A 24,162-nucleotide genomic window follows, 5' to 3' on the forward strand; every position below is an offset into this window, starting at 1 on the left:
CCGTGTCAAAAATTACTACTAGCTTATTTCAAGAAATGGTGCAGGCTGCATCAACTCGCTTGAATAAGCAAGCTGAATATGTCAATTCATTAAACGTCTTCCCCGTTCCAGATGGAGATACCGGGACAAATATGGGAATGACCATTGAAAATGGTGCTAAAGAAGTTGCAGACAAGCCAGCTTCTACAGTTGGAGAGGTAGCGAGCATTCTTGCTAAAGGTCTTTTGATGGGAGCGCGTGGGAACTCAGGAGTTATTACGTCTCAGCTTTTCCGTGGATTTTCACAAGCCATCCAGGATAAAGACGAGTTAACAGGTCAAGACTTGGCCCTTGCCTTCCAATCAGGTGTGGAAGTTGCTTATAAGGCAGTTATGAAACCAGTTGAAGGAACGATTTTGACAGTTTCTCGTGGGGCTGCTATCGGTGCTAAGAAAAAAGCTGAGCAAACAGATGACGCTGTTGAAGTCATGCGCGCAGCCTTGGAAGGTGCTAAAACAGCTCTAGCTAAAACACCAGACATGCTTCCAGTATTGAAAGAAGTTGGCGTTGTGGATTCAGGTGGTCAAGGACTGGTCTTTATCTATGAAGGTTTCCTTTCAGCCCTTACTGGTGAATATATTGCATCTGAGGACTTTGTAGCGACTCCGGCTAACATGAGTGAAATGATCAATGCAGAGCACCACAAGTCTGTAGCTGGTCATGTAGCAACTGAGGACATCACCTTTGGTTACTGTACTGAAATCATGGTAGCTCTTAAGCAAGGCCCAACCTATGCCAAAGATTTTGACTACGATGAATTCCGTAATTACTTGAATGAACTTGGGGATTCTCTCCTTGTTGTCAACGATGATGAAATTGTCAAAGTCCATGTCCATACAGAAGATCCAGGGCTTGTTATGCAAGAGGGTCTCAAATATGGTAGCTTGGTCAAGGTGAAAGTTGACAATATGCGTAACCAACACGAAGCACAGGTTGAGAAAGAAGCTGCTCAAGTTAGCAAGCCTGCTGAAGAAAAAGAGTATGCTTTAATTGCTGTCGTTGCTGGTAAAGGTCTAGCAGATATCTTCCGTTCTCAAGGTGTTGATTATGTTATCGAGGGCGGTCAAACCATGAATCCTTCAACAGAAGACTTTATCAAGGCTGTTGAACAGGTCAACGCTCGTAACATCATCTTCCTGCCAAACAACAAAAACATCTTCATGGCAGCTCAATCTGCAGCAGAAGTTTTGGAACAACCAGCAGTAGTGGTAGAAGCCCGTACTCTTCCTCAAGGTTTGACAAGTCTTCTTGCCTTTGATCCAAGCAAGTCAATCGAAGAAAACCAAGAGCGTATGACTGCTGCTCTTAGCGATGTCGTTAGCGGAAGCGTCACAACAGCTGTTCGTGATACAACCATTGATGGCTTAGAAATCCATGAAAATGATAATCTTGGTATGGTTGATGGGAAAATTCTCGTGTCAAACCCTGACATGCACCAAACCTTGACAGAAACCTTGAAACATATGTTGGATGAAGATAGTGAAATCGTAACCTTCTATGTCGGTGAAGACGGAAGCGAAGAACTTGCCAATGAAATTGCTCAAGAAATCGCAGAAGAATTCGAAGACGTTGAAGTCGAGATTCACCAAGGCCAACAACCTGTTTACCCATACCTATTTAGTGTAGAATAAGATTAATGAAGAACTGAGAAATCAGTTCTTTTTTCTTTTTTAGCAAATGAAATCGGTATCTTTTTTATAAAAACAAAAATAACATTCATAAATAAACGTTAAAATAGAAAATTCAGAAAATTTCTTCTTTTGTCTTGAAAAATTTTGAAAAAGTGGTATGATAGTAACAAGTTATTTTTAAGAGGAAAGAAAGGGGAACAATGGAGAAAATCAGTTTAGAATCTCCTAAGACGGGGTCGGACCTAGTTTTGGAAACACTTCGTGATTTAGGAATTGATACCGTCTTTGGTTATCCTGGTGGTGCGGTCTTGCCTTTGTATGATGCGATATATAATTTTAAAGGCATTCGCCACATTCTAGGCCGCCATGAACAAGGTTGTTTGCATGAAGCTGAAGGTTATGCTAAATCAACTGGAAAGTTGGGTGTTGCCGTCGTCACTAGCGGACCAGGGGCAACAAATGCCATTACAGGGATTGCAGATGCTATGAGCGATAGCGTTCCCCTTTTGGTCTTTACAGGTCAGGTGGCGCGAGCAGGGATTGGGAAAGATGCCTTTCAGGAGGCAGACATTGTGGGAATTACCATGCCAATCACTAAGTACAATTACCAAGTTCGTGAGACAGCTGATATCCCTCGAATCATTACGGAAGCTGTCCATATCGCAACTACAGGCCGTCCAGGGCCAGTCGTCATTGACCTACCTAAAGATGTATCTGCTTTAGAAACAGACTTCATCTATTCACCAGAAGTCAATCTACCAAGCTATCAGCCAACTCTTGAGCCGAATGATATGCAAATTAAGAAAATCTTGAAGCAATTATCCAAGGCTAAAAAGCCAGTTTTGCTTGCTGGTGGTGGGATTAGTTATGCTGAGGCTGCGGCAGAATTAAATGAATTTGCAGAGCGTTATCAAATTCCAGTGGTAACCAGCCTTTTGGGGCAAGGAACGATTGCAACGAGTCATCCGCTCTTCCTTGGAATGGGAGGCATGCACGGATCATTCGCAGCTAATATTGCTATGACGGAAGCTGATTTTATGATCAGTATTGGTTGCCGTTTCGATGACCGCTTGACGGGGAATCCTAAGACTTTCGCTAAGAATGCTAAGGTTGCTCACATTGATATTGACCCAGCTGAGATTGGTAAGATTATCAGTGCGGATATTCCTGTAGTTGGAGATGCTAAGAAAGCTTTGCAAATGTTGTTGGCGGAACCAACCGTTCATAACAATACTGAGAAATGGATTGAAAAAGTTACCAAAGACAAGAACCGCGTTCGTTCTTATGATAAGAAAGAACGTGTGGTTCAACCTCAGGCCGTTATTGAACGCATCGGTGAGTTGACGAATGGTGATGCCATTGTGGTAACAGACGTTGGTCAACACCAAATGTGGACAGCCCAGTATTATCCCTACCAAAACGAACGTCAGTTAGTGACTTCAGGTGGTTTGGGAACCATGGGATTTGGAATTCCAGCAGCAATCGGTGCTAAAATTGCTAACCCAGATAAGGAAGTAGTCTTGTTTGTTGGGGATGGCGGTTTCCAAATGACTAACCAGGAATTGGCTATTTTGAACATTTACAAGGTGCCAATCAAGGTGGTTATGCTGAACAACCACTCACTTGGAATGGTCCGCCAGTGGCAAGAATCCTTCTATGAAGGTAGAACATCTGAGTCAGTCTTTGATACCCTTCCTGATTTCCAATTGATGGCACAGGCTTATGGCATTAAAAACTATAAGTTTGACAATCCTGAGACCTTGGCTCAAGACCTTGAAGTCATCACTGAGGATGTTCCTATGCTAATCGAGGTAGATATTTCTCGTAAGGAACAGGTGTTACCAATGGTACCAGCTGGTAAGAGTAATCATGAGATGTTGGGGGTGAAGTTCCATGCGTAGAATGTTAACAGCAAAACTACAAAATCGTTCAGGAGTCCTCAATCGCTTTACAGGTGTCCTATCTCGTCGTCAGGTTAATATCGAAAGTATCTCTGTTGGAGCAACAGAAGATCCGAATGTATCGCGGATCACTATTATTATTGATGTTGCTTCACATGATGAGGTGGAGCAAATCATTAAGCAACTTAATCGTCAGATTGATGTGATTCGCATTCGAGATATTACAGACAAGCCTCATTTGGAGCGCGAGGTAATTTTGGTTAAGATGTCAGCGCCAGCTGAGAAGCGAGCTGAGATTCTAGCGATTATTCAACCTTTCCGTGCAACGGTGGTAGACGTAGCGCCAAGCTCGATTACCATTCAGATGACAGGAAATGCTGAAAAGAGTGAAGCTCTATTGCGAGTCATTCGACCATACGGTATTCGCAATATTGCTCGAACGGGTGCAACTGGATTTACCCGCGATTAATACTCTTCGAAAATCTCTTCAAATCACGTCAGCTTTGCCTTGCCGTACTCAAGTACAGCCTGCGGCTAGCTTCCTAATTTGCTCTTTGATTTTCATTGAGTATAAAAATATTTTAAATTTGTTAAACCAGCCTAAAAGGCAATAAATAATAGAAAAGAGAGAAAAAACTATGGCAGTTCAAATGGAATATGAAAAAGATGTTAAAGTAGCAGCACTAGACGGTAAAAAAATTGCCGTTATTGGTTATGGTTCACAAGGACATGCGCATGCGCAAAACTTGCGTGATTCAGGTCGCGATGTCATCATCGGTGTACGTCCAGGTAAATCTTTTGATAAAGCAAAAGAAGATGGATTTGACACTTACACAGTAGCAGAAGCTACTAAATTGGCTGATGTTATCATGATTTTGGCACCAGACGAAATCCAACAAGAATTGTACGAAGCAGAAATCGCTCCAAACTTGGAAGCTGGAAACGCAGTTGGATTTGCTCATGGTTTCAACATCCACTTTGAATTTATCAAAGTTCCTGCAGATGTAGATGTCTTCATGTGTGCTCCTAAAGGACCAGGACACTTGGTACGTCGTACTTATGAAGAAGGATTTGGTGTTCCAGCTCTTTACGCAGTATATCAAGATGCAACAGGAAATGCGAAAAACATTGCTATGGACTGGTGTAAAGGTGTTGGAGCAGCTCGTGTAGGTCTTCTTGAAACAACTTACAAAGAAGAAACTGAAGAAGATTTGTTTGGTGAACAAGCTGTACTTTGCGGTGGTTTGACTGCCCTTATCGAAGCTGGTTTCGAAGTCTTGACAGAAGCAGGCTACGCCCCAGAATTGGCTTACTTTGAAGTTCTTCACGAAATGAAATTGATCGTTGACTTGATCTACGAAGGTGGATTCAAGAAAATGCGTCAATCTATTTCAAATACTGCTGAGTATGGTGACTATGTATCAGGTCCACGTGTGATTACTGAGCAAGTTAAAGAAAATATGAAAGCTGTCTTGGCAGACATCCAAAATGGTAAATTTGCAAATGACTTTGTAAATGACTATAAAGCTGGACGTCCAAAATTGACTGCTTACCGTGAACAAGCAGCTAACCTTGAAATTGAAAAAGTTGGCGCAGAATTGCGTAAAGCAATGCCATTCGTTGGTAAAAACGACGACGATGCATTCAAAATCTATAACTAATTGATAGATATTAAGGTGAAGGCGAGTTGGGGGACTAACTCGCTTTTATAATCAATTCATCTCTTTTTAAAAGATGGATTACGATAAGTATGAAATAGTCTAGGAGAAAAAGATGTTAAGTTCAAAAGATATAATCAAGGCTCATAAGGTCTTGAACGGTGTGGTTGTTAATACCCCACTGGATTATGACCATTATTTATCGGAGAAGTATGGTGCTAAGATTTATTTGAAAAAAGAAAATGCCCAACGTGTTCGCTCTTTTAAAATTCGTGGTGCCTATTATGCCATTTCCCAGCTCAGCAAGGAAGAACGTGAGCGTGGGGTAGTCTGCGCTTCTGCGGGAAATCATGCGCAGGGAGTTGCCTATACTTGCAATGAAATGAAAATTCCTGCTACTATCTTTATGCCCATTACTACTCCGCAACAAAAGATTGGTCAAGTTCGCTTTTTTGGTGGGGACTTTGTGACTATTAAATTAGTTGGTGATACCTTTGATGCCTCAGCAAAAGCAGCTCAAGAATTTACAGTTTCTGAAAATCGTACCTTTATTGATCCTTTTGATGATGCCCATGTTCAGGCAGGTCAAGGGACAGTTGCTTATGAGATTTTAGAAGAAGCTCGAAAAGAATCGATTGATTTTGATGCTGTCTTGGTTCCTGTTGGTGGTGGCGGTCTCATTGCTGGGGTTTCTACCTATATCAAGGAAACAAGTCCAGAAATTGAAGTCATTGGGGTAGAGGCTAATGGAGCGCGTTCCATGAAGGCTGCTTTTGAAGCTGGTGGACCTGTTAAACTCAAAGAAATTGACAAATTTGCGGATGGGATTGCTGTGCAAAAGGTAGGTCAGTTGACCTATGAAGCAACTCATCAACATGTTCAAACCTTAGTAGGTGTCGATGAGGGATTGATTTCTGAAACCTTGATTGACCTCTACTCTAAGCAAGGGATTGTCGCAGAACCTGCTGGAGCTGCTAGTATCGCTTCTTTAGAGGTTTTGGCTGAATATATCAAGGGGAAAACCATTTGTTGTATCATTTCTGGAGGAAATAATGATATCAACCGTATGCCGGAAATGGAAGAGCGCGCCTTGATTTATGATGGAATCAAGCATTACTTTGTGGTTAATTTTCCACAGCGTCCGGGGGCTTTGCGTGAATTTGTAAATGATATCTTGGGGCCAAATGATGATATCACACGTTTTGAGTATATCAAACGAGCTAGCAAGGGGACAGGCCCAGTATTGATTGGGATTGCCCTGGCAGATAAGCATGATTATGCAGGATTGATTCGTCGAATGGAAGGTTTTGATCCAGCTTATATTAACTTAAATGGTAACGAAACGCTCTATAATATGCTTGTCTGAGGACTAATAAAAAAATATCATATTATTTGCACAATTGATGTATAGGTGCTATAATGAAGATGAAGAAAGGGGGCGATTCCTATGGACTTAGGAAATCGATTACGCTATTTCTATCATAACTCATTATAGTACCTATGTTTTTTGATTCAGTTTATAGTAAGGGAGTAAAATTACTTGTTATATGTAAGGAGTTTTTTGAAATCTACTATTTTATATATAGCTAATCTGAAATTTGTATAAATATAATAGGAATTAGAAAAAAATAATCAATACTAATGAGATGCCTTATTATACTGAGGTTACTGAGAAGAGTAATGAGATACTAAGAAGATAAAAACAGTAGAAAATGTTGAAAGATAGGATACCATTGTTTCCTGACTACTCATCTTTTAATGATGTAAGAGAAACAAAAGGAATCTTGATAAAGTAAATAGTACCAGTTGAGCAAGTGAAAAGTGCTTATAAAGGCAGGAAGAATATCAAAGAAGGAGAAGAGAAAGAATAGTTAGTAATAGTGTGGAGAGAAAGCCTTCCGCTATTAGAAATGTCCTTTTAAATTGGATAAATAGAATAAAGTTGAAGATCAAACCTGTCTAACCTATCAAGAACGGGTATTTGCAAAATATGAATATTATTACAAATAAAAGAGTTAATAATACAATTGTTTTAAAGGTGTTTACTAATGGTTTATAGCAAGCAGAAACCTATATATTATCGGCTTTAATAAGATAGTAATAAAAATATAAGTCATTAATTTTATTGAATATATGTTTTTTTATTGACAAAACACATAAAAACATATACAATTAAATATCGTAAAGAAGAAAATAGGAGAGGGACATGACTAAGTCAAACTTTGAAAAAGTAGAATCAGTTGTTGGCTGGGTTCGTGATAAGAAAATCACAGGCTACCGTATCTCTAAAGAAACGAATGCGCGTGAAATGTCTATCATTGCTCTAGCGCAGGGGCGTGCAAAAGTAAAAAATATTTCGTTTGAAACGGCTCTAGGTTTAATTGATTTCTATGATAAAAATCATGAAAAATTTGAAGATTAATCTTTGGATGATGGCAGATTCTTGAATAAGATCTGCCTTTTCATTTTGAGGACAACAAAAAGACTGCACGGTTGATGCAGCCTTTTCTTTTTATTTGAGATAGCGTTGAAGGAACTCTTTTGTACGGTCTTCTTTAGGATTGGTGAAGAGGTCTTCTGGTTTACCTTCTTCAGCAATTACACCCTTATCCATAAAGATAACACGGTGAGAGACATCACGGGCGAATTCCATTTCGTGAGTTACAACAATCATAGTCAAGCCTTCCTGAGCCAGATCTTGCATGATTTTGAGGACCTCTCCAACCATTTCTGGATCGAGAGCTGATGTTGGTTCATCAAAGAGAATGGCGTCAGGATTCATTGAAAGGGCACGAGCGATGGCCACACGTTGTTTTTGACCCCCTGAGAGTTGTTTTGGTTTGGCTTGCCAGTAGCGTTCTCCCATGCCGACCTTTTCTAGGTTTTCTTTGGCAATCTTTTCAGCTTCTGTACGTTCACGTTTAAGGACAGTTGTCTGAGCGACGATTGTGTTTTCAAGCACGTTGAGATTTTCAAAGAGGTTAAAGGATTGGAAAACCATCCCCAACTTTTCACGGTATTGCGTGAGGTCATAGCCTTTTTCGAGGACGTTTTGTCCATGATAAAGGATTTGTCCATCAGTTGGCGTTTCAAGGAGGTTGATGGAGCGTAGGAAAGTTGATTTTCCGCTTCCAGAGCTTCCGATGATAGAGATAACTTCACCCTTGTGGACAGTGAGTGAAATGTCTTTTAGCACTTCGTTTTGTCCATAGGATTTTTTGAGGTGTTTAATTTCAAGGATTGCTTGGGTCATTATTTCAAATCCTCCGTTTGCATTTGGTTAGCACCTGTAGTATAGGTATCCATGTCCATTCGGCGTTCGATGAAGCGTAGGATACGTGTTACGGTGAAGGTGAGGACAAAGTAAATCACGGCGATGATTGTAAATGTCTGGAAGTATTGATAGGTTTGAGTTGCCACGGTATTTCCTGAGAAATAAAGTTCGACAACCGAGATAACGTTCAATACAGATGTATCTTTGATATTGATGACAAATTCATTACCAGTTGCTGGTAGGATGTTACGGACTACTTGAGGTAGGACAATCTTACGCATGGTTTGGTTATGAGTCATACCGAGTGCAGTTGCAGCTTCAAATTGTCCCTTGTCAACCGCTAGGATACCACCACGAACGATTTCGGTCATGTAGGCACCGGTATTGATTGAAACGATGAAGATAGCAGCCAGTGTGCGGTCAAGGTTGATACCGAAAGCTTGGGCAGTTCCATAATAGATAACCATCGATTGAACAATCATTGGCGTACCACGGAAAATTTCAATATAGACATTGAGAATCCAGCCGATTAATTTTTGTAGGCTGTAAATGGCTTTATTCTCAGAGAGAGGAGCAGTACGGAAAACACCAATGGCAAGGCCGATAATGAGACCTATGATGGTTCCGACGATAGAGATTAAAAGAGTGATACCAGCACCACGCAAGAGTTGTTGCCAGTTTTCAGAAAGAATTTTAGCAACTTGGCTAAAGAAACTACTGCTAGTCTCTTCAGATGTTGTAGCTTCGGCAGGTTGTTCCTTGATCATACGATCCATCAAGGCAACTTGATCGTCTTTTGAAATGGTTTCAATGCTGGCATTGATTTGGCTAATACGATTGTCATCTTTACGAAGTCCAATGGCAATAGCTGTATCTTCTTCTCCAGTTTTGAAACCTGGTTCTACTTGAACCATTTTAAACTTAGAGTTAGCAGCTTCGGCAGTCAGAGCTTCTGGACGTTCAGAAACATAGGCATCGATGACACCAGCCTCAAGAGCTTGGCGCATTTGAGCGAAGTCTCCCATGGCTGTTTCTTTTTTAGCACCCGGGATTTGTGTAATCAAGTCATAAAGGTAGACACCTTGTTGAGAAGTGATTTTCGCACCGTTAAAGTCATCCAAAGATTTAGCACTTGCGTAGGCAGAATCTTTTTTGACAAGCAAAACTGGTTCGCTAGTGTAGTAACTGCTTGAAAAGGCAATTTCTTGTTTGCGTTCGGCAGTAGGACTCATACCTGCGATAATCATGTCAATCTTACCAGAAGTAAGGGCAGGAACTAGACCTTCCCACTTGGTTTTAACAACCAAAGGTTCTTTACCTAAGTCCTTAGCGATTTTCTTGGCGATTTGAACATCGTATCCGTTAGCATACTGATTAGTCCCATCAATTTTGACAGCTCCATTGCTATCATCGTCCTGGGTCCAGTTAAAGGGAGCATATGCTGCTTCCATCCCGATGCGTAAATATTCATCGGCTTGGGCAACATTGACAAGTCCCAGCATCAGCAAGAGACTTGTGAAAATAGATAAGTATATTTTTCTCATGATTTCTCCTATTTCTAATCTATTAAAAAATAACTGTCTCCTATTTTATCGAAAAAAACTCTATTTTTCAATATAGGTAAGCCCTTACTTGAGAAAAAATGATATAATGATAGCAAAAATAAAAAGGGGGATTAGTTGATGAAAAAAACTTTTTTCTTACTGGTGTTAGGCTTGTTTTGCCTTCTTCCACTCTCTGTTTTTGCCATTGATTTCAAGATAAACTCTTATCAAGGAGATTTGTATATTCATGCAGACAATACGGCAGAATTTAGACAAAAGATAGTTTATCAGTTTGAGGAGGACTTTAAGGGCCAAATCGTGGGACTTGGACGTGCAGGTAAGATGCCTAGTGGATTTGACATTGATCCTCATCCAAAGGTTCAGGCTGCGAAAAACGGTGCTGAACTGACAGACGTTACTAGCGAAGTGACAGAAGAGGCGAATGGTTATACTGTGAAAGTCTACAATTCAGGTCAGGAGGGTGACATAGTTGAAGTTGACCTTACATGGAATTTAAAAAATTTGCTTTTTCTATATGATGACATCGCTGAATTAAATTGGCAACCTCTGACAGATAGTTCAGGAACTATTGGAAAGTTTGAATTTCATGTAAGGGGAGACAAGGGGGCTGAAAAACTCTTTTTCCATACAGGGAAACTTTTTAGAGAGGGAACCATTGAAAAGAGTAACCTTGATTATACTATCCGTTTAGACAATCTTCCGGCTAAGCGTGGAGTTGAGTTGCATGCCTACTGGCCTCGGACCGATTTTGCTAGTGCTAGGGATCAGGGCTTGAAAGGGAATCGTTTAGAAGAGTTTAATAAGATAGAAGACTCGATTGTTAAAGAAAAAGAGCAAAGTAAACAACTCGTTACTTGGGTCTTCCCTTCCATACTTTCCATATCCTTGTTATTGAGTGTCTGCTTCTATTTTATTTATAGAAGAAAGACCACTTCTTCAGTCAAATATGCCAAAAATCATCGTCTCTATGAACCACCAATGGAATTAGAGCCTATGGTTTTATCAGAGGCGGTTTACTCGACCTCCTTGGAGGAAGTGAGTCCCTTGGTCAAGGGAGCTGGAAAATTCACCTTTGACCAACTTATTCAAGCTACCTTGCTAGATGTGATAGACCGTGGAAATGTCTCTATCATTTCAGAAGGAGATGCAGTTGGTTTGAGGCTAGTAAAAGAAGATGGTTTGTCAAGCTTTGAGAAAGACTGTCTAAATCTGGCCTTTTCAGGCAAAAAAGAAGAAACTCTTGCCAATTTGTTTGCGGATTACAAGGTATCTGATAGTCTTTATCGTGGAGCAAAAGTCTCTGATGAAAAACGGATTCAAGCAAGAGGGCTTCAGCTCAAATCTTCTTTTGAAGAAGTATTGAAAGAGATGCAAGAAGGAGTGAGAAGTCGAGTCACCTTCTGGGGACTTCCGGATTATTATCGTCCCTTGACTGGTGGAGAAAAGGTCTTGCAAGTGGGGATGGGACTCTCTACTGTCCTGCCTCTATTTATCGGATTTGGTTTGTTCTTGTACAGTTTGGATGTTCATGCTTATTTATACCTCCCCTTGCCAATACTTGGTTTTCTAGGTTTGGTTTTGGCTATTTTCTATTATTGGAAGCTTCGGCTAGATAATCGCGATGGTGTCTTAAATGAAGCAGGGGCAGAAGTATATTATCTCTGGACCAGTTTTGAAAATATGTTGCGTGAGATTGCACGGTTGGATCAGGCTGAATTGGAAAGTATTGTGGTATGGAATCGCCTCTTGGTCTATGCGACCTTATTTGGCTATGCGGACAAGGTCAGCCATTTGATGAAGGTTCATCAGATTAAAGTGGGAAATCCAGATATCAATCTCTATGTAGATTATGGTTGGCATGGCATGTTTTATCATTCAACAGCACAAATGAGCCATTATGCTAGTGTCGCAAATACAGCAAGTACCTACTCCGTATCTTCTGGAAGTGGAAGTTCTGGAGGTGGTTTCTCTGGAGGCGGAGGCGGTGGCAGTATCGGCGCCTTTTAAAGAGAGCTATCACTGGCTGAAAAAATATGCTATAATGGAAGATAGAAAAAAGGAGTAATCTATGTATCTTATTGAAATTTTAAAATCTATCTTCTTCGGGATTGTTGAAGGAATTACGGAATGGTTGCCGATTTCTAGTACAGGTCACTTGATTTTAGCAGAGGAATTTATCCAATACCAAAATCAAAATGAAACCTTTATGTCCATGTTTAATGTCGTGATTCAGCTTGGTGCGATTTTGGCGGTCATGGTAATCTACTTTAACAAGCTCAATCCTTTCAAACCGACTAAGGACAAGCAGGAAGTTCGTAAGACTTGGAGACTGTGGTTGAAGGTCCTGATTGCCACTTTACCTTTGCTTGCAGTATTTAAGTTTGATGATTGGTTTGATACTCACTTCCATAATATGGTTTCAGTTGCTCTCATGTTGATTATCTATGGGATTGCCTTTATCTATTTGGAAAAGCGCAATAAAGCCCGTGCTATCGAACCAAGTGTAACAGAGTTAGATAAACTTCCTTATACGACAGCTTTCTATATCGGACTCTTCCAAGTTCTTGCCCTTTTACCAGGAACAAGCCGTTCAGGTGCAACGATTGTAGGTGGTTTGTTGAATGGAACTAGTCGTTCTGTTGTGACAGAATTTACCTTCTATCTTGGGATTCCTGTTATGTTTGGAGCCAGTGCCTTAAAGATTTTCAAATTTATAAAAGCAGGACAGCTCTTGAGTTTTGGGCAATTGTTCTTGCTCTTGGTTGCGATGGGAGTAGCTTTTGCAGTCAGCATGGTCGCTATTCGTTTCTTGACAAGCTATGTGAAAAAACACGACTTTACCCTTTTCGGTAAATACCGCATCGTGCTTGGTAGTATTTTATTGCTTTATAGCTTTGTCCGTTTATTTGTATAAGAAAAACCTTGAAGGGGCAGCTCTTCAAGGTTTTATACTCTTCGAAAATCAAATTCAAACCGCGTCAGCTTCGCTTTGCCGTACTCAAGTACAGCCTGCGGCTAGCTTCCTAGTTTGCTCTTTGATTTTCATTGAGTATTAAAATCCAGTCATGGTAATCCCTAGCAGGCGGACACCTCTTTCTTTCTCGCTTAATTCTTCATAGAGTTGCAGGGCTATTTGGCTTATCTGGCTAGCATCCTGTGTTTTTTGAGCAAGACTTTTTCGTTTAGTAAGAGTTGAAAAGTCCTCGTAGCGAATTTTCAAAATGACAATTTTTCCAGCTTTTTCTTGTTGATGTAGATTGAGAGCGACTCTTTCTGATAGAAGAGTCAGCTCTTTTTTGATATCTTCCTCGGCACGGAGAATTTTCCCATAGGTTTTCTCTTTCCCGATTGATTTACGGATGCGATTGGATTTGACGGGGGAATTGTGGATACCTCGAGCCTTTCGATAAAGGTCATAGCCCAGTCTACCAAAGCGGTCTATTAGGGTCACTTCAGGAACTTCAAGTAGATCAGCGCCAGTAAAAACGCCCATTTGATGAAGACGTTCTACTGTCTTTTTTCCTACTCCATGAAACTTGGAAATATCCATTTGTTTGAGAAAATCCTCAGCCTGGTTAGGTAGAATCACTGTCAGACCATGTGGCTTTTGATAATCACTGGCCATTTTAGCTAAGAATTTGTTGTAAGAAACACCAGCAGAAGCAGTTAGATGGAGTTCTTGCCAGATATCTTCTTGAATGAGGCGAGCGATTTTGACCGCTGACTTGATACCGAGTTTATTTTCTGTTACATCCAAGTAGGCTTCGTCAATACTCATAGGTTCAATCAAATCTGTATAGCGCTTAAAAATAGCTCGAATCTGGAGTCCCACAGCCTTGTATTTCTCATAATTCCCTGAGATGAAGACAGCCTGGGGACAACGCTCATAGGCTTCCTTGGAACTCATGGCTGAATGGACACCAAAAGCTCGTGCCTCATAGCTACAGGTAGAAACGACACCACGCCCACCTGTTTGCCGAGGGTCGCTTCCGATAATGACAGGTTTTCCTCTGAGTTTAGGATTATCCCTGATTTCTACCGCAGCAAAAAAGGCATCCATGTCAATATGGATGATTTTTCTTGACAAATCATTTAATAAGGGGAAAATCAACATGCCTAGCACCTTTTTACTGCTTATTTTATTTTATTATACCCTTTTTTCTGAAAAAAAGAAAAAAGGACTTTATTTTTTCAAAAATATAATACAGTTTGAGGCAAAAAATAGACTGTTTTAGAAAAGAAAGTGTAAAAATAGGGATTTTCCACTTGTTGAAAACGATTACTGTATGGTATACTTATCTCATGAATGTAACAGATGGTTGTTACTAGAAAGAAAAAAGAGGACATTAACATGGTTGTTAAGACAGTTGTTGAAGCACAAGATATTTTTGACAAAGCTTGGGAAGGCTTCAAAGGCGTAGATTGGAAAGAAAAAGCAAGTGTGTCACGCTTTGTACAAGCTAACTACACACCTTATGACGGAGACGAAAGCTTCCTTGCAGGACCAACAGAACGTTCACTTCACATCAAAAAAATTGTAGAAGAAACTAAGGCTCACTACGAAGAAACTCGTTTCCCAATGGACACTCGTCCAACTTCTATCGCTGATATCCCTGCAGGATTTATCGATAAAGAAAACGAAGTTATCTTTGGTATCCAAAATGACGAACTCTTCAAATTGAACTTCATGCCAAAAGGTGGTATCCGTATGGCTGAAACTACTTTGAAAGAAAATGGATACGAACCAGACCCAGCTGTTCACGAAATCTTTACTAAATACGTAACAACAGTTAACGACGGTATCTTCCGTGCTTACACTTCAAACATCCGTCGCGCTCGTCACGCTCACACTGTAACTGGTCTTCCAGATGCATACTCACGCGGACGTATCATCGGTGTTTATGCACGTCTTGCTCTTTACGGTGCAGACTACTTGATGCAAGAAAAAGTAAACGACTGGAATGCAATCGAAGAAATCGATGAAGAAACAATCCGTCTTCGTGAAGAAATCAACCTTCAATACCAAGCATTGCAACAAGTTGTTCGCTTGGGTGACCTTTACGGAGTTGACGTTCGCAAACCAGCGATGAACGTTAAAGAAGCTATCCAATGGGTTAACATCGCCTTCATGTCTGTCTGCCGTGTTATCAACGGTGCTGCTACATCTCTAGGTCGTGTGCCAATCGTATTGGACATCTTTGCAGAACGTGACCTTGCTCGTGGTACATTTACTGAATCAGAAATCCAAGAATTCGTTGATGATTTCGTTATGAAACTTCGTACAGTTAAATTTGCTCGTACAAAAGCTTACGACCAATTGTACTCAGGTGACCCAACATTCATCACAACTTCTATGGCTGGTATGGGTAACGACGGTCGTCACCGTGTTACTAAGATGGACTACCGTTTCTTGAACACTCTTGACAACATCGGTAACTCTCCAGAACCAAACTTGACAGTTCTTTGGACTGACAAATTGCCATACAACTTCCGTCGCTACTGTATGCACATGAGCCACAAACACTCTTCTATCCAATACGAAGGTGTTACAACAATGGCTAAAGACGGATATGGTGAAATGAGCTGTATCTCATGCTGTGTGTCTCCACTTGACCCAGAAAATGAAGAACAACGCCACAACATCCAGTACTTCGGTGCGCGTGTAAACGTATTGAAAGCCCTTCTTACTGGTTTGAACGGTGGTTACGACGATGTTCACAAAGACTACAAAGTATTTGATATCGAACCAATCCGTGACGAAGTTCTTGAATTTGAATCAGTTAAAGCTAACTTTGAAAAATCTCTTGACTGGTTGACTGACACTTACGTAGATGCTTTGAACATCATCCACTACATGACTGATAAGTACAACTACGAAGCTGTTCAAATGGCCTTCTTGCCAACTAAACAACGTGCCAACATGGGATTCGGTATCTGTGGATTTGCCAACACTGTTGACACATTGTCAGCTATCAAATACGCTACAGTTAAACCAATCCGTGACGAAAATGGCTACATCTACGATTACGAAACAATCGGTGAATACCCACGTTGGGGTGAAGATGACCCACGTTCAAACGAATTGGCAGAATGGTTGATCGAAGCTTACACAACTCGTCTACGTAGCCACAAACTTTACAAAGATGCAGAAGCTACAGTTTCACTTTTGACTATCACATCTAACGTTGCTTACTCTAAACAAACTGGTAACTCACCAGTCCACAAAGGTGTATACCTCAACGAAGATGGTTCTGTTAACTTGTCTAAACTTGAATTCTTCTCACCAGGTGCTAACCCATCTAATAAAGCTAAAGGTGGATGGTTGCAAAACTTGAACTCACTTTCTAGCCTTGACTTTAGTTATGCGGCTGATGGTATCTCATTGACTACACAAGTATCACCTCGCGCTCTTGGTAAGACTCGTGACGAACAAGTTGATAACTTGGTAACAATCCTTGATGGTTACTTTGAAAACGGTGGACAACACGTTAACTTGAACGTTATGGACTTGAACGATGTTTACGAAAAGATCATGTCAGGTGAAGACGTTATCGTACGTATCTCTGGATACTGTGTAAACACTAAATACCTCACTCCAGAACAAAAAACTGAATTGACACAACGTGTCTTCCACGAAGTTCTTTCAATGGATGATGCCTTGGATGCATTGAGCTAATCAAGTTCTTGAATAATGAAATAAGGAACCCTCGGTCAGTCGACTGAGGGTTGTTTTTGGGCTCTTAAATTCCTTAAGTCAGGTATTGAAATGTCTGACCGGGATTCAAAGATACTTGTTGAGTTGCGGGAGGTATTTGATACTCAATGAAAATCAAAGAGCAAACTAGGAAGCTAGCCGCAGGTTGCTCAAAGCACCGCTTTGAGGTTGTAGATAAGACTGACAAAGTCAGTCACACATATACGGCAAGGCGAAGCTGACGTGGTTTGAATTTTATTTTCGAAGAGTATGAAAATAAAAACACCACACTTGTAAGACACAAGGTGTGGTTATATTTTATCTCTTAGACCAAGTTCTCTTCATAAAGAGAAGTAGGATTGGATAAATCTCCAAGCGCCCTGCAATCATTGCAAAGGAGAGGAGAATTTTTGAGATAGGACTAAAGATTGAGAAGCTAGAAGTGGTTCCTAGAATAGGTCCGATATTATTGAAACAGCTAAAGACAGCGCTGGTCACAACCAGAAAATCATTGCTATCTAGGCTGACAATAAAGATAAGGGATAGCAAAATCATAGAATAGATGACAAAGTACTTGAGAATCTTATGCTGGGTATCTTTGTCAATTACCGTTTTATTAACATGGAGGGTCAAAACACGGTGGGGTGATAGAATTGACAAAATCTGATTTTTAGCAATTTTTGAAAGGATAAGGCCTCGAATAACCTTGAGTCCACCTGCGGTTGAACCAGCAGAACCACCGATTCCCATAAGGAAGAGAAGGATAAACTGGGAGAAGAGGGGCCAGTTGGTAATGTCTCCGTAACCAAAACCAGTCGTTGTAATGATATTGGAAACCTGGAAGAAGGCCATTTCAAAACTCTTTGAAAATCCTGGATAGAGATAGAGGGTATTGAGGCTAATCAAGCCTGTAGAAAGCAGTACAATGACCAAGTAAGCTCGAAGTTCTTCATCTCCAAAGAAGGCTTTGACGCGACGGAGCATGAGGTAGTAGTAGAGATTGAAATTTACCCCAAAAACCAAAACTCCGATACTAACTAGATAGGTAATCAGTGAGCTACCATAGTGGGCGATTCCATCGTTATAGACTGTAAAACCTCCTGTACCTGCTGTTCCCATGGCAATGACAAAACTATCAAATAGGGGCATGCCAGCCAGATAATAGATGATGACAAAGAGGGAGAAGAGAGCTAGATAAAGGAGATAGAGAATCTGGGCAGTGTTTTTTAGTTTGGATACTACTTTACCAAAAACAGGACCAGGAACCTCAGCCTTCATTACTTCTAGGTGGCTATTCTTGGCATTGTCCATAATAGCAAGTGCAAAAACAAGCACCCCCATCCCTCCAATTAAGTGGGTAAAACTTCGCCAGAAGAGGAGGGAACGACTGAGAACCGAAACGTCGTTCAAAATAGTTGCTCCAGTAGTTGTAAAGCCAGAGCTGATTTCAAAAAAGGCATCGATAACGCTGGGAATTTGCTTAGCAAAAACAAAGGGGAGACCACCAAAGAAAGACCAGAGAATCCAACAGAGGGCAACAATCAAGACTCCCTCCTTGGCATAAATCCGTTGATTTTTGGGCTTTTGTAAAATTCCTGAACCGCCTAGTAATACGAGAATCCCAATCGTTGTAAAGAGGGCTGTAAAGACTTGGCTCGATTCACGGTAATAGAGAGCGACAGCTACAGGAACCAAGAGGAGAACAGCTTCAATCAAAAGTAACTTTGAAAGGAGGTAACGAATCATACTTTTATTCATTTCTTACCTCGCGATCAAATCATAAATCTTGGTGATGTTTGGCAACAAAGTTGTTACTAGGAGCTTATCTCCAACTTCCAACATATCCTCCCCAGTCGGGAAAATAGTCTTGCCCTTTCGAATGATGGCTGCTATAAGAACCCCTTTTTTCAGTTTTAATTGAGAAAGAGGTTTGGCAGTCATTTTATTAGCTTCCTTGATATGAAATTGCAGGGTTTCGATTTGGCCATTGGCTAGATGGTGCATGGCTTGAAGGTCTGAATACTGGGCATTAACACGACCACGAATAAAGTGCATGATTGTATCTACAGCGATGCTTTTAGGTGTGATGATACTTGAAAAATCAGGCGCATTGATAATCTCGAGGAGACTGGTACGATTGACCTTGGTGATATTTTTTTGTACACCTACCCTGTCAAGGAACATAGAGGTAATCAGATTTTCCTCATCGACCCCTGTTAGAGTCGCAACGGCATCATAGTTTTGAGCACTTTCTTCCAGCAGGATATCTTTTGCGGTACCATCTCCTTGAACGATATAGAGATTTGGGAATTTCTCGCTAAAGAAGCTAGCGATTTCAGGATTGATTTCAATAACCTTGGTATCGATACGACTGTCTTTGAGGATACCTAGTAGATAATAGGCAATTCTCCCAGCACCGACGATGAGAAGGCTTTTCACGGCACGAGACTTGAAATAATTATGGAAGAGCATCATGTCAACACGGTTACCAGTGACAAAGATTCTATCTTTATCCTGTATGGTCATGTCACCACTTGGGATGATAATTTGATGATCTCTTTCTATCGCACATACAATGACATTGCCAAATTTTTTCCGAAAATCAGAAATGGGCATTTGGCAAAGACCACTTGAGGATTTAACAGTGAATTCCATCAAGCTGACCCGCCCACCAAAGAAACGTTCGACAGAGAGGGCGTTGGGGAAGTCAATGATATTCGCGATAGCGCGGGCAGCCAAGAGCTCAGGGTTAACGATAAGAGAAAAACCGAGAATATTCTTTTCCTTGAAATAAGAGTTAGAATATTCAGGGTTCCGCACCCGAACGATGGTCTCTTTAGCTCCCATTTTTTTGGCTAGAACGGCTGCAATCATGTTGACTTCATCGTATTCAGTCAGGGCGATAAAGATATCACAATCCTGGACACTGGCTTGCTCAAGGATGGTAAAATCGGCCCCGTTACCAAGGATACCCATGATATCAAAGCGATTGACAATATGATTGAGGACAGCTTCGTCTTGCTCAATCAGCAAAACATCATGCTTTTCTGCAACCAAGGAGCGACAGAGGGCAGAACCAACTTTTCCCCCTCCGACAAGGATAATTTTCATAATAAAACCTACTTCTTCATTATGTAACTATCATACCTTTTTTCAAGAAAAAATGCACCTACTAGCTAATCACCAGAGTTTTTAGCAGGAAATTTGCTATAAGGTAAAACTATACCCTAATCAATTGAAATAGCTATTAGCACCTTTCTATGAAATATGGTATGATAAAGGATATACAAGGAGATAAAATGAATAATAATTTACTGGTATTACAATCAGACTTTGGTCTGGTTGATGGTGCGGTATCGGCTATGATTGGAGTGGCTTTAGAAGAGTCTCCAACCTTAAAAATTCATCATTTGACGCACGATATCACGCCTTATAATATTTTTGAGGGGAGCTATCGTCTCTTTCAGACGGTGGATTACTGGCCTGAGGGAACGACATTTGTATCGGTGGTCGATCCAGGTGTCGGCTCGAAACGTAAGAGTGTAGTTGCCAAGACTGCAAAAAATCAATACATTGTCACGCCAGATAATGGGACGCTTTCTTTTATCAAGAAACACGTTGGCATTGTAGCTATTCGTGAAATTTCTGAAGTGGCCAATAGACGTCAAAATACAGAGCATTCTTATACCTTCCACGGTCGTGATGTCTATGCCTATACTGGTGCTAAACTGGCCAGTGGTCACATTAGTTTTGAGGAAGTGGGGCCAGAGCTCAGTGTAGACCATATTGTAGAGCTTCCAGTTGTAGAGACCATCATTGAAGATCATTTGGTGAAGGGAGCCATTGATATTCTAGATGTGCGTTTTGGTTCGCTTTGGACCTCTATCACGCGAGAAGAGTTTTACAAGCTGGAACCAGCATTCGGTGACCGTTTTGAAGTGACTATCTATCACGCTGATATGCTGGTCTATCAAAATCAGGTTGTTTATGGCAAATCATTTGCAGATGTGAGAATTGGGCAACCCATCCTTTACATCAACTCTCTCTATCGTTTAGGTCTGGCTATCAACCAAGGTTCCTTTGCCAAGGCCTATAATGTGGGTGTCGGTTCATCTTGGACTATTGAAATAAAGAAAATAGAATCATAAAATAGGAGAATATAGATGAAAAATCAATCAATTAAACAAGTTGTTGCTATCGGTGTTGGAGCTGCGCTCTTTGTTGTCATCGGGATGATCAGTATCCCGACACCTGTTCCAAATACAAGCATCCAGCTTCAGTATGCGGTACAGAGCCTCTTGTCTATCATTTTTGGCCCTCTAGTGGGATTACTTGTTGGTTTAATTGGGCATGCAGTGAAGGACTCTCTTGCTGGCTACGGTCTTTGGTGGACTTGGATTATTGCTAGTGGTCTCTTTGGTCTAGCTGTGGGGCTATTTAGAAAGTACGTTCGAGTGATCAATGGTGTCTTCGACTGGAAAGATATTCTTATTTTTAACCTCATTCAACTACTTGCAAATGCCCTTGTTTGGGGTGTCTTGGCACCACTTGGAGATGTTGTGATTTATCAAGAAGCTGCAGAAAAAGTATTTGCACAAGGAATTGTTGCGGGAATTGCTAATGGTGTATCTGTAGCTATCGCAGGGACCCTTCTCTTGCTAGCTTATTCACGTACGCAGACTCGTGCAGGAAGTTTGAAAAAGGATTAATATAAGGGAAAAGGCTGGGAAACCAGTCTTTTTGCTGTTTATAGGCTAGTCGGGTAAGCAATTTAGGCTAGGAATCTTGTTGGCGCTAAGTTTTTAAGAGAAGAGTCTGCAAGAAGGGTTCGATTTATGATAAAATAGAAGTCTAAGAAGCGAATGAAGAGAGTAAGATGAAAGAAGCTATAATTGAGTGGAAGGATTTCTCTTTCCAGTATGAAACGCAACAAGAACCGACCTTGCAAGGAGTGGACTTGACCATTTATAAGGGAGAGAAAGTCTTAATTGTTGGCCCATCTGGGTCAGGCAAGTCTACCTTGGGTCAGTGTTTGAATGGGATTATTCCCAATATTTACAAGGGTCAGACGTCTGGAGAATTTTTGATCAAGGGGCAAGCAGCCTTTGATATGAGTATCTATGATAAATCTCATCTAGTCAGCACAGTTTTGCAGGATACAGATGGGCAGTTTATCGGCCTGTCTGTAGCAGAGGATTTGGCTTTTGCTCTGGAAAATGATGTGACAGCTCTAGAAGAGATGAAAAGCCGTGTTCATAAATGGGCTGAAAAGCTGGACCTTCTCCCTTTACTGCCACAGCGGCCTCAGGATTTGTCAGGTGGACAAAAGCAGCGGGTCAGTTTGGCTGGTGTCTTGATTGATGAGAGTCCGATTCTCTTGTTTGATGAGCCACTCGCCAATCTGGATCCCAAGTCAGGTCAGGATATTATCGAATTGATTGATCAGATTCATAAGGAGGAGGGGACGACGACTCTTATTATCGAGCACCGTTTGGAGGATGTTCTGCATCGCCCTGTGGATCGGATTGTCTTGATAAACGATGGTCGTATCCTCTTTAATGGGAGTCCTGACCAGTTACTGGTGACTGATTTATTGACCCAAAATGGAATTCGAGAACCTCTTTATCTAACGACTCTCCGTCAATTGGGTGTGGATTTAGCTAAGGAAGAACAATTAGCAAATTTGGACAACTTGTCTATCTCAAAAGGTCGGGTTCAGCTGCAGAATGAACTGGTAAAAGAAACCCCAGAATTGCAGTCACTCTTTAAATTAGAGGACGTGTCTTTTTCTTATGATGATAGACCGATTTTAAAATCTCTTCATCTGGACATCAAAAAGGGTGAAAAGATTGCCATTGTCGGAAAAAATGGAGCGGGGAAATCAACTCTAGCCAAGGCCTTAAGTAGCTTTATTCAGACTGAAGGCCGCTATCTTTGGGAAGAGCAGGATATAAAAGGAGATTCGGTAGCAGAACGGGCGGAACGAGTAGGCTATGTGCTGCAAAATCCTAATCAAATGATTTCAACCAATATGATTTTTGATGAGGTGGCTCTGGGACTACGTTTGCGAGGTGTGGACGAGCAGGAAATTGAAACGAGAGTCTATGAAACCTTGAGAATTTGTGGTCTCTATGAATTCCGTAATTGGCCCATTTCTGCCCTGTCATTTGGTCAGAAAAAACGTGTCACTATTGCCTCGATTTTGGTCTTAGGAGCTGAAATCATTCTCTTAGATGAACCAACTGCAGGTCAAGACCAGAAGAACTATACTGAGATTATGGAATTTCTTGAAGAACTGCATCAAAAAGGTCATACCATTGTCATGATTACCCATGATATGCAATTGATGCTGGATTATTCAGACCGGGCCCTTGTCATGGTGGATGGGGAATTGATTGCTGATACTGATCCAGCTAGTCTGTTGAGCAATCCTGAGCTGTTAGTAAAAGCCAATCTAAAAGAAACCTCTATCTTTAACTTGGCCAAGAAACTAGACGTGGATCCACTTGCTTTAACGGCATTTTACAAAGAAAGGAGAGAAGGATGCAAGCTAAATTAATTGGTTACCAGCATAGAGATACTGTGATTCATCGCTTGTCAGGAGCTGCTAAACTCCTCTTTTTCATCCTCGTGTCATTGGCGGCCATGATTAGCTATGATACCAGACTGCTTGTTCTGATTGCTATTTTTTCGGTCTTTCTCCTCTATTTGTCAGAAATCCGTTTTAAAGATGTTTCCTTTGTAGCCGTTTTTGCGACGGTATTTGCGATTTTGAATGTCTTGATGGTCTATCTCTTTTCTCCCGAGTATGGGGTTGGACTTTACGGAGAGAGGAGTGTGATTTGGCAGGGAATCGGTGCCTACACTCTAACCAGTCAAGAGCTCTTTTATCTGCTAAATTTGGCTATTAAGTACCTTTGCACCATTCCTATGGCTATTATCTTTTTGATGACAACCCACCCTAGTCAGTTTGCTTCCAGTTTAAATCAAATTGGTGTGCCCTATAAGATTGCCTATTCTGTCAGCCTGACCTTGCGCTATATTCCAGATTTGCAGGAAGAATTCTTTACTATCAAGATGTCTCAGGAGGCGCGTGGGATGGAATTATCCAAGAAAACTTCTCTTATGCAACGAATCAAAGGCAATCTGCGCATTATTACGCCCTTGATTTTTAGCTCGCTAGAACGCATTGATACCATCGCGACCGCCATGGAGCTTCGGCGCTTTGGGAAAGAGAAAAAACGCACTTGGTATAGTTATCAGGCCTTGAAAAAAGGAGACTATCTTACCTTGCTCTTGGCAGCCTTGTTTTTAGTAGCTAGTTTACTACTTATCTTGCAGAATCAGGGACGATTTTACAACCCTTGGAAATAGCTTGAAAAAATTGAAAAAATCAAGTC

General features: G+C 41.0%; 18 protein-coding genes. 13 read left to right on the top strand and 5 right to left on the bottom strand.

The features are described 5' to 3' along the window. Positions 1-2: 2 nt before the first annotated feature. The 6 genes from B7698_RS04470 (at position 3) to B7698_RS04495 (ending at position 7,651) form a co-directional block, all read left to right on the top strand. Positions 3-1,670, top strand: coding sequence for a DAK2 domain-containing protein (locus tag B7698_RS04470; protein WP_084864774.1), 1,668 nt, complete (start codon positions 3-5; stop codon positions 1,668-1,670). A 200-nt stretch (positions 1,671-1,870) separates the two neighbouring features. Next, the gene (locus tag B7698_RS04475; protein ID WP_084864775.1) at positions 1,871-3,571 is read left to right on the top strand and encodes an acetolactate synthase large subunit; all 1,701 of its coding nucleotides are present in this window, start codon (positions 1,871-1,873) and stop codon (positions 3,569-3,571) included. Beyond that, on the top strand, positions 3,564-4,040 hold the full coding sequence (ilvN, locus tag B7698_RS04480) for an acetolactate synthase small subunit (RefSeq protein ID WP_001253803.1): 477 nt from the start codon (positions 3,564-3,566) through the stop codon (positions 4,038-4,040). Before B7698_RS04475 ends, ilvN begins: the two co-directional genes overlap by 8 nt. A 169-nt stretch (positions 4,041-4,209) precedes the next feature. Next, a complete protein-coding gene (gene ilvC / locus B7698_RS04485; protein WP_000290683.1) occupies positions 4,210-5,232 on the top strand; it encodes a ketol-acid reductoisomerase in 1,023 nt (340 codons plus the stop codon). Between the two features lie 112 nt (positions 5,233-5,344). Continuing rightward, positions 5,345-6,595, top strand: a complete 1,251-nt coding sequence (ilvA, locus tag B7698_RS04490) for a threonine ammonia-lyase IlvA (RefSeq protein ID WP_084864776.1) — start codon at positions 5,345-5,347, stop codon at positions 6,593-6,595. 840 nt (positions 6,596-7,435) lie between these two features. Further along, positions 7,436-7,651, top strand: coding sequence for a capsule biosynthesis transcriptional regulator (locus B7698_RS04495; RefSeq protein ID WP_049497238.1), 216 nt, complete (start codon positions 7,436-7,438; stop codon positions 7,649-7,651). Between the two features lie 90 nt (positions 7,652-7,741). Here the strand turns inward: B7698_RS04495 and B7698_RS04500 are convergent, their stop codons facing one another. Both B7698_RS04500 and B7698_RS04505 read right to left on the bottom strand, forming a co-directional pair. Then, positions 7,742-8,482 carry an amino acid ABC transporter ATP-binding protein gene (locus tag B7698_RS04500; protein WP_000189477.1) on the bottom strand — a complete coding sequence of 247 codons (741 nt, stop codon included), beginning with the start codon at positions 8,480-8,482 and terminating at the stop codon, positions 7,742-7,744. After that, a complete protein-coding gene (locus B7698_RS04505; RefSeq protein WP_084864777.1) occupies positions 8,482-10,047 on the bottom strand; it encodes an ABC transporter substrate-binding protein/permease in 1,566 nt (521 codons plus the stop codon). The genes B7698_RS04500 and B7698_RS04505 overlap by 1 nt, the downstream gene beginning before the upstream one ends. 138 nt (positions 10,048-10,185) lie before the next feature. Between B7698_RS04505 and B7698_RS04510 the strand changes: the two genes are divergently transcribed. Then, positions 10,186-12,075 carry a DUF2207 domain-containing protein gene (locus B7698_RS04510; RefSeq protein ID WP_084864778.1) on the top strand — a complete coding sequence of 630 codons (1,890 nt, stop codon included), beginning with the start codon at positions 10,186-10,188 and terminating at the stop codon, positions 12,073-12,075. 61 nt (positions 12,076-12,136) lie between these two features. Further along, positions 12,137-12,982: an undecaprenyl-diphosphate phosphatase gene (locus B7698_RS04515; protein WP_084864779.1), complete on the top strand. Its 846-nt coding sequence runs from the start codon at positions 12,137-12,139 to the stop codon at positions 12,980-12,982. Positions 12,983-13,120: 138 nt separating this feature from the next. Here B7698_RS04515 and dinB read toward each other — a convergent pair whose 3' ends face one another. Continuing rightward, on the bottom strand, positions 13,121-14,182 hold the full coding sequence (gene dinB, locus B7698_RS04525; protein WP_084864780.1) for a DNA polymerase IV: 1,062 nt from the start codon (positions 14,180-14,182) through the stop codon (positions 13,121-13,123). Between the two features lie 237 nt (positions 14,183-14,419). On the opposite strand from dinB, the gene pflB reads away from it, so the two are divergent. Next, the gene (pflB, locus tag B7698_RS04530; RefSeq protein ID WP_000260631.1) at positions 14,420-16,744 is read left to right on the top strand and encodes a formate C-acetyltransferase; all 2,325 of its coding nucleotides are present in this window, start codon (positions 14,420-14,422) and stop codon (positions 16,742-16,744) included. A gap of 336 nt (positions 16,745-17,080) precedes the next feature. On the opposite strand, the gene B7698_RS04540 is transcribed toward pflB, so the two are convergent. After that, a complete protein-coding gene (locus tag B7698_RS04540) occupies positions 17,081-18,520 on the bottom strand; it encodes a TrkH family potassium uptake protein (protein ID WP_084864781.1) in 1,440 nt (479 codons plus the stop codon). Between the two features lie 3 nt (positions 18,521-18,523). Beyond that, positions 18,524-19,873, bottom strand: a complete 1,350-nt coding sequence (gene trkA, locus B7698_RS04545; protein WP_000691701.1) for a Trk system potassium transporter TrkA — start codon at positions 19,871-19,873, stop codon at positions 18,524-18,526. A gap of 188 nt (positions 19,874-20,061) precedes the next feature. Between trkA and B7698_RS04550 the strand changes: the two genes are divergently transcribed. From B7698_RS04550 to B7698_RS04565, 4 genes are all read left to right on the top strand, one after another. Next, positions 20,062-20,910: an SAM hydrolase/SAM-dependent halogenase family protein gene (locus B7698_RS04550; RefSeq protein ID WP_084864782.1), complete on the top strand. Its 849-nt coding sequence runs from the start codon at positions 20,062-20,064 to the stop codon at positions 20,908-20,910. Positions 20,911-20,925: 15 nt separating this feature from the next. Beyond that, a complete protein-coding gene (locus B7698_RS04555; protein ID WP_084864783.1) occupies positions 20,926-21,471 on the top strand; it encodes an ECF-type riboflavin transporter substrate-binding protein in 546 nt (181 codons plus the stop codon). Between the two features lie 167 nt (positions 21,472-21,638). Further along, the gene (locus B7698_RS04560) at positions 21,639-23,321 is read left to right on the top strand and encodes an ABC transporter ATP-binding protein (RefSeq protein WP_084864784.1); all 1,683 of its coding nucleotides are present in this window, start codon (positions 21,639-21,641) and stop codon (positions 23,319-23,321) included. Beyond that, complete coding sequence (locus B7698_RS04565; RefSeq protein ID WP_084864785.1) at positions 23,306-24,136, top strand: energy-coupling factor transporter transmembrane component T family protein; 831 nt, start codon at positions 23,306-23,308, stop codon at positions 24,134-24,136. Before B7698_RS04560 ends, B7698_RS04565 begins: the two co-directional genes overlap by 16 nt. Positions 24,137-24,162 lie beyond the last annotated feature (26 nt).

It is taken from the genome of Streptococcus mitis (genome assembly GCF_002096855.1).
Taxonomy (GTDB): Bacteria; Bacillota; Bacilli; order Lactobacillales; family Streptococcaceae; genus Streptococcus; species Streptococcus mitis_Y.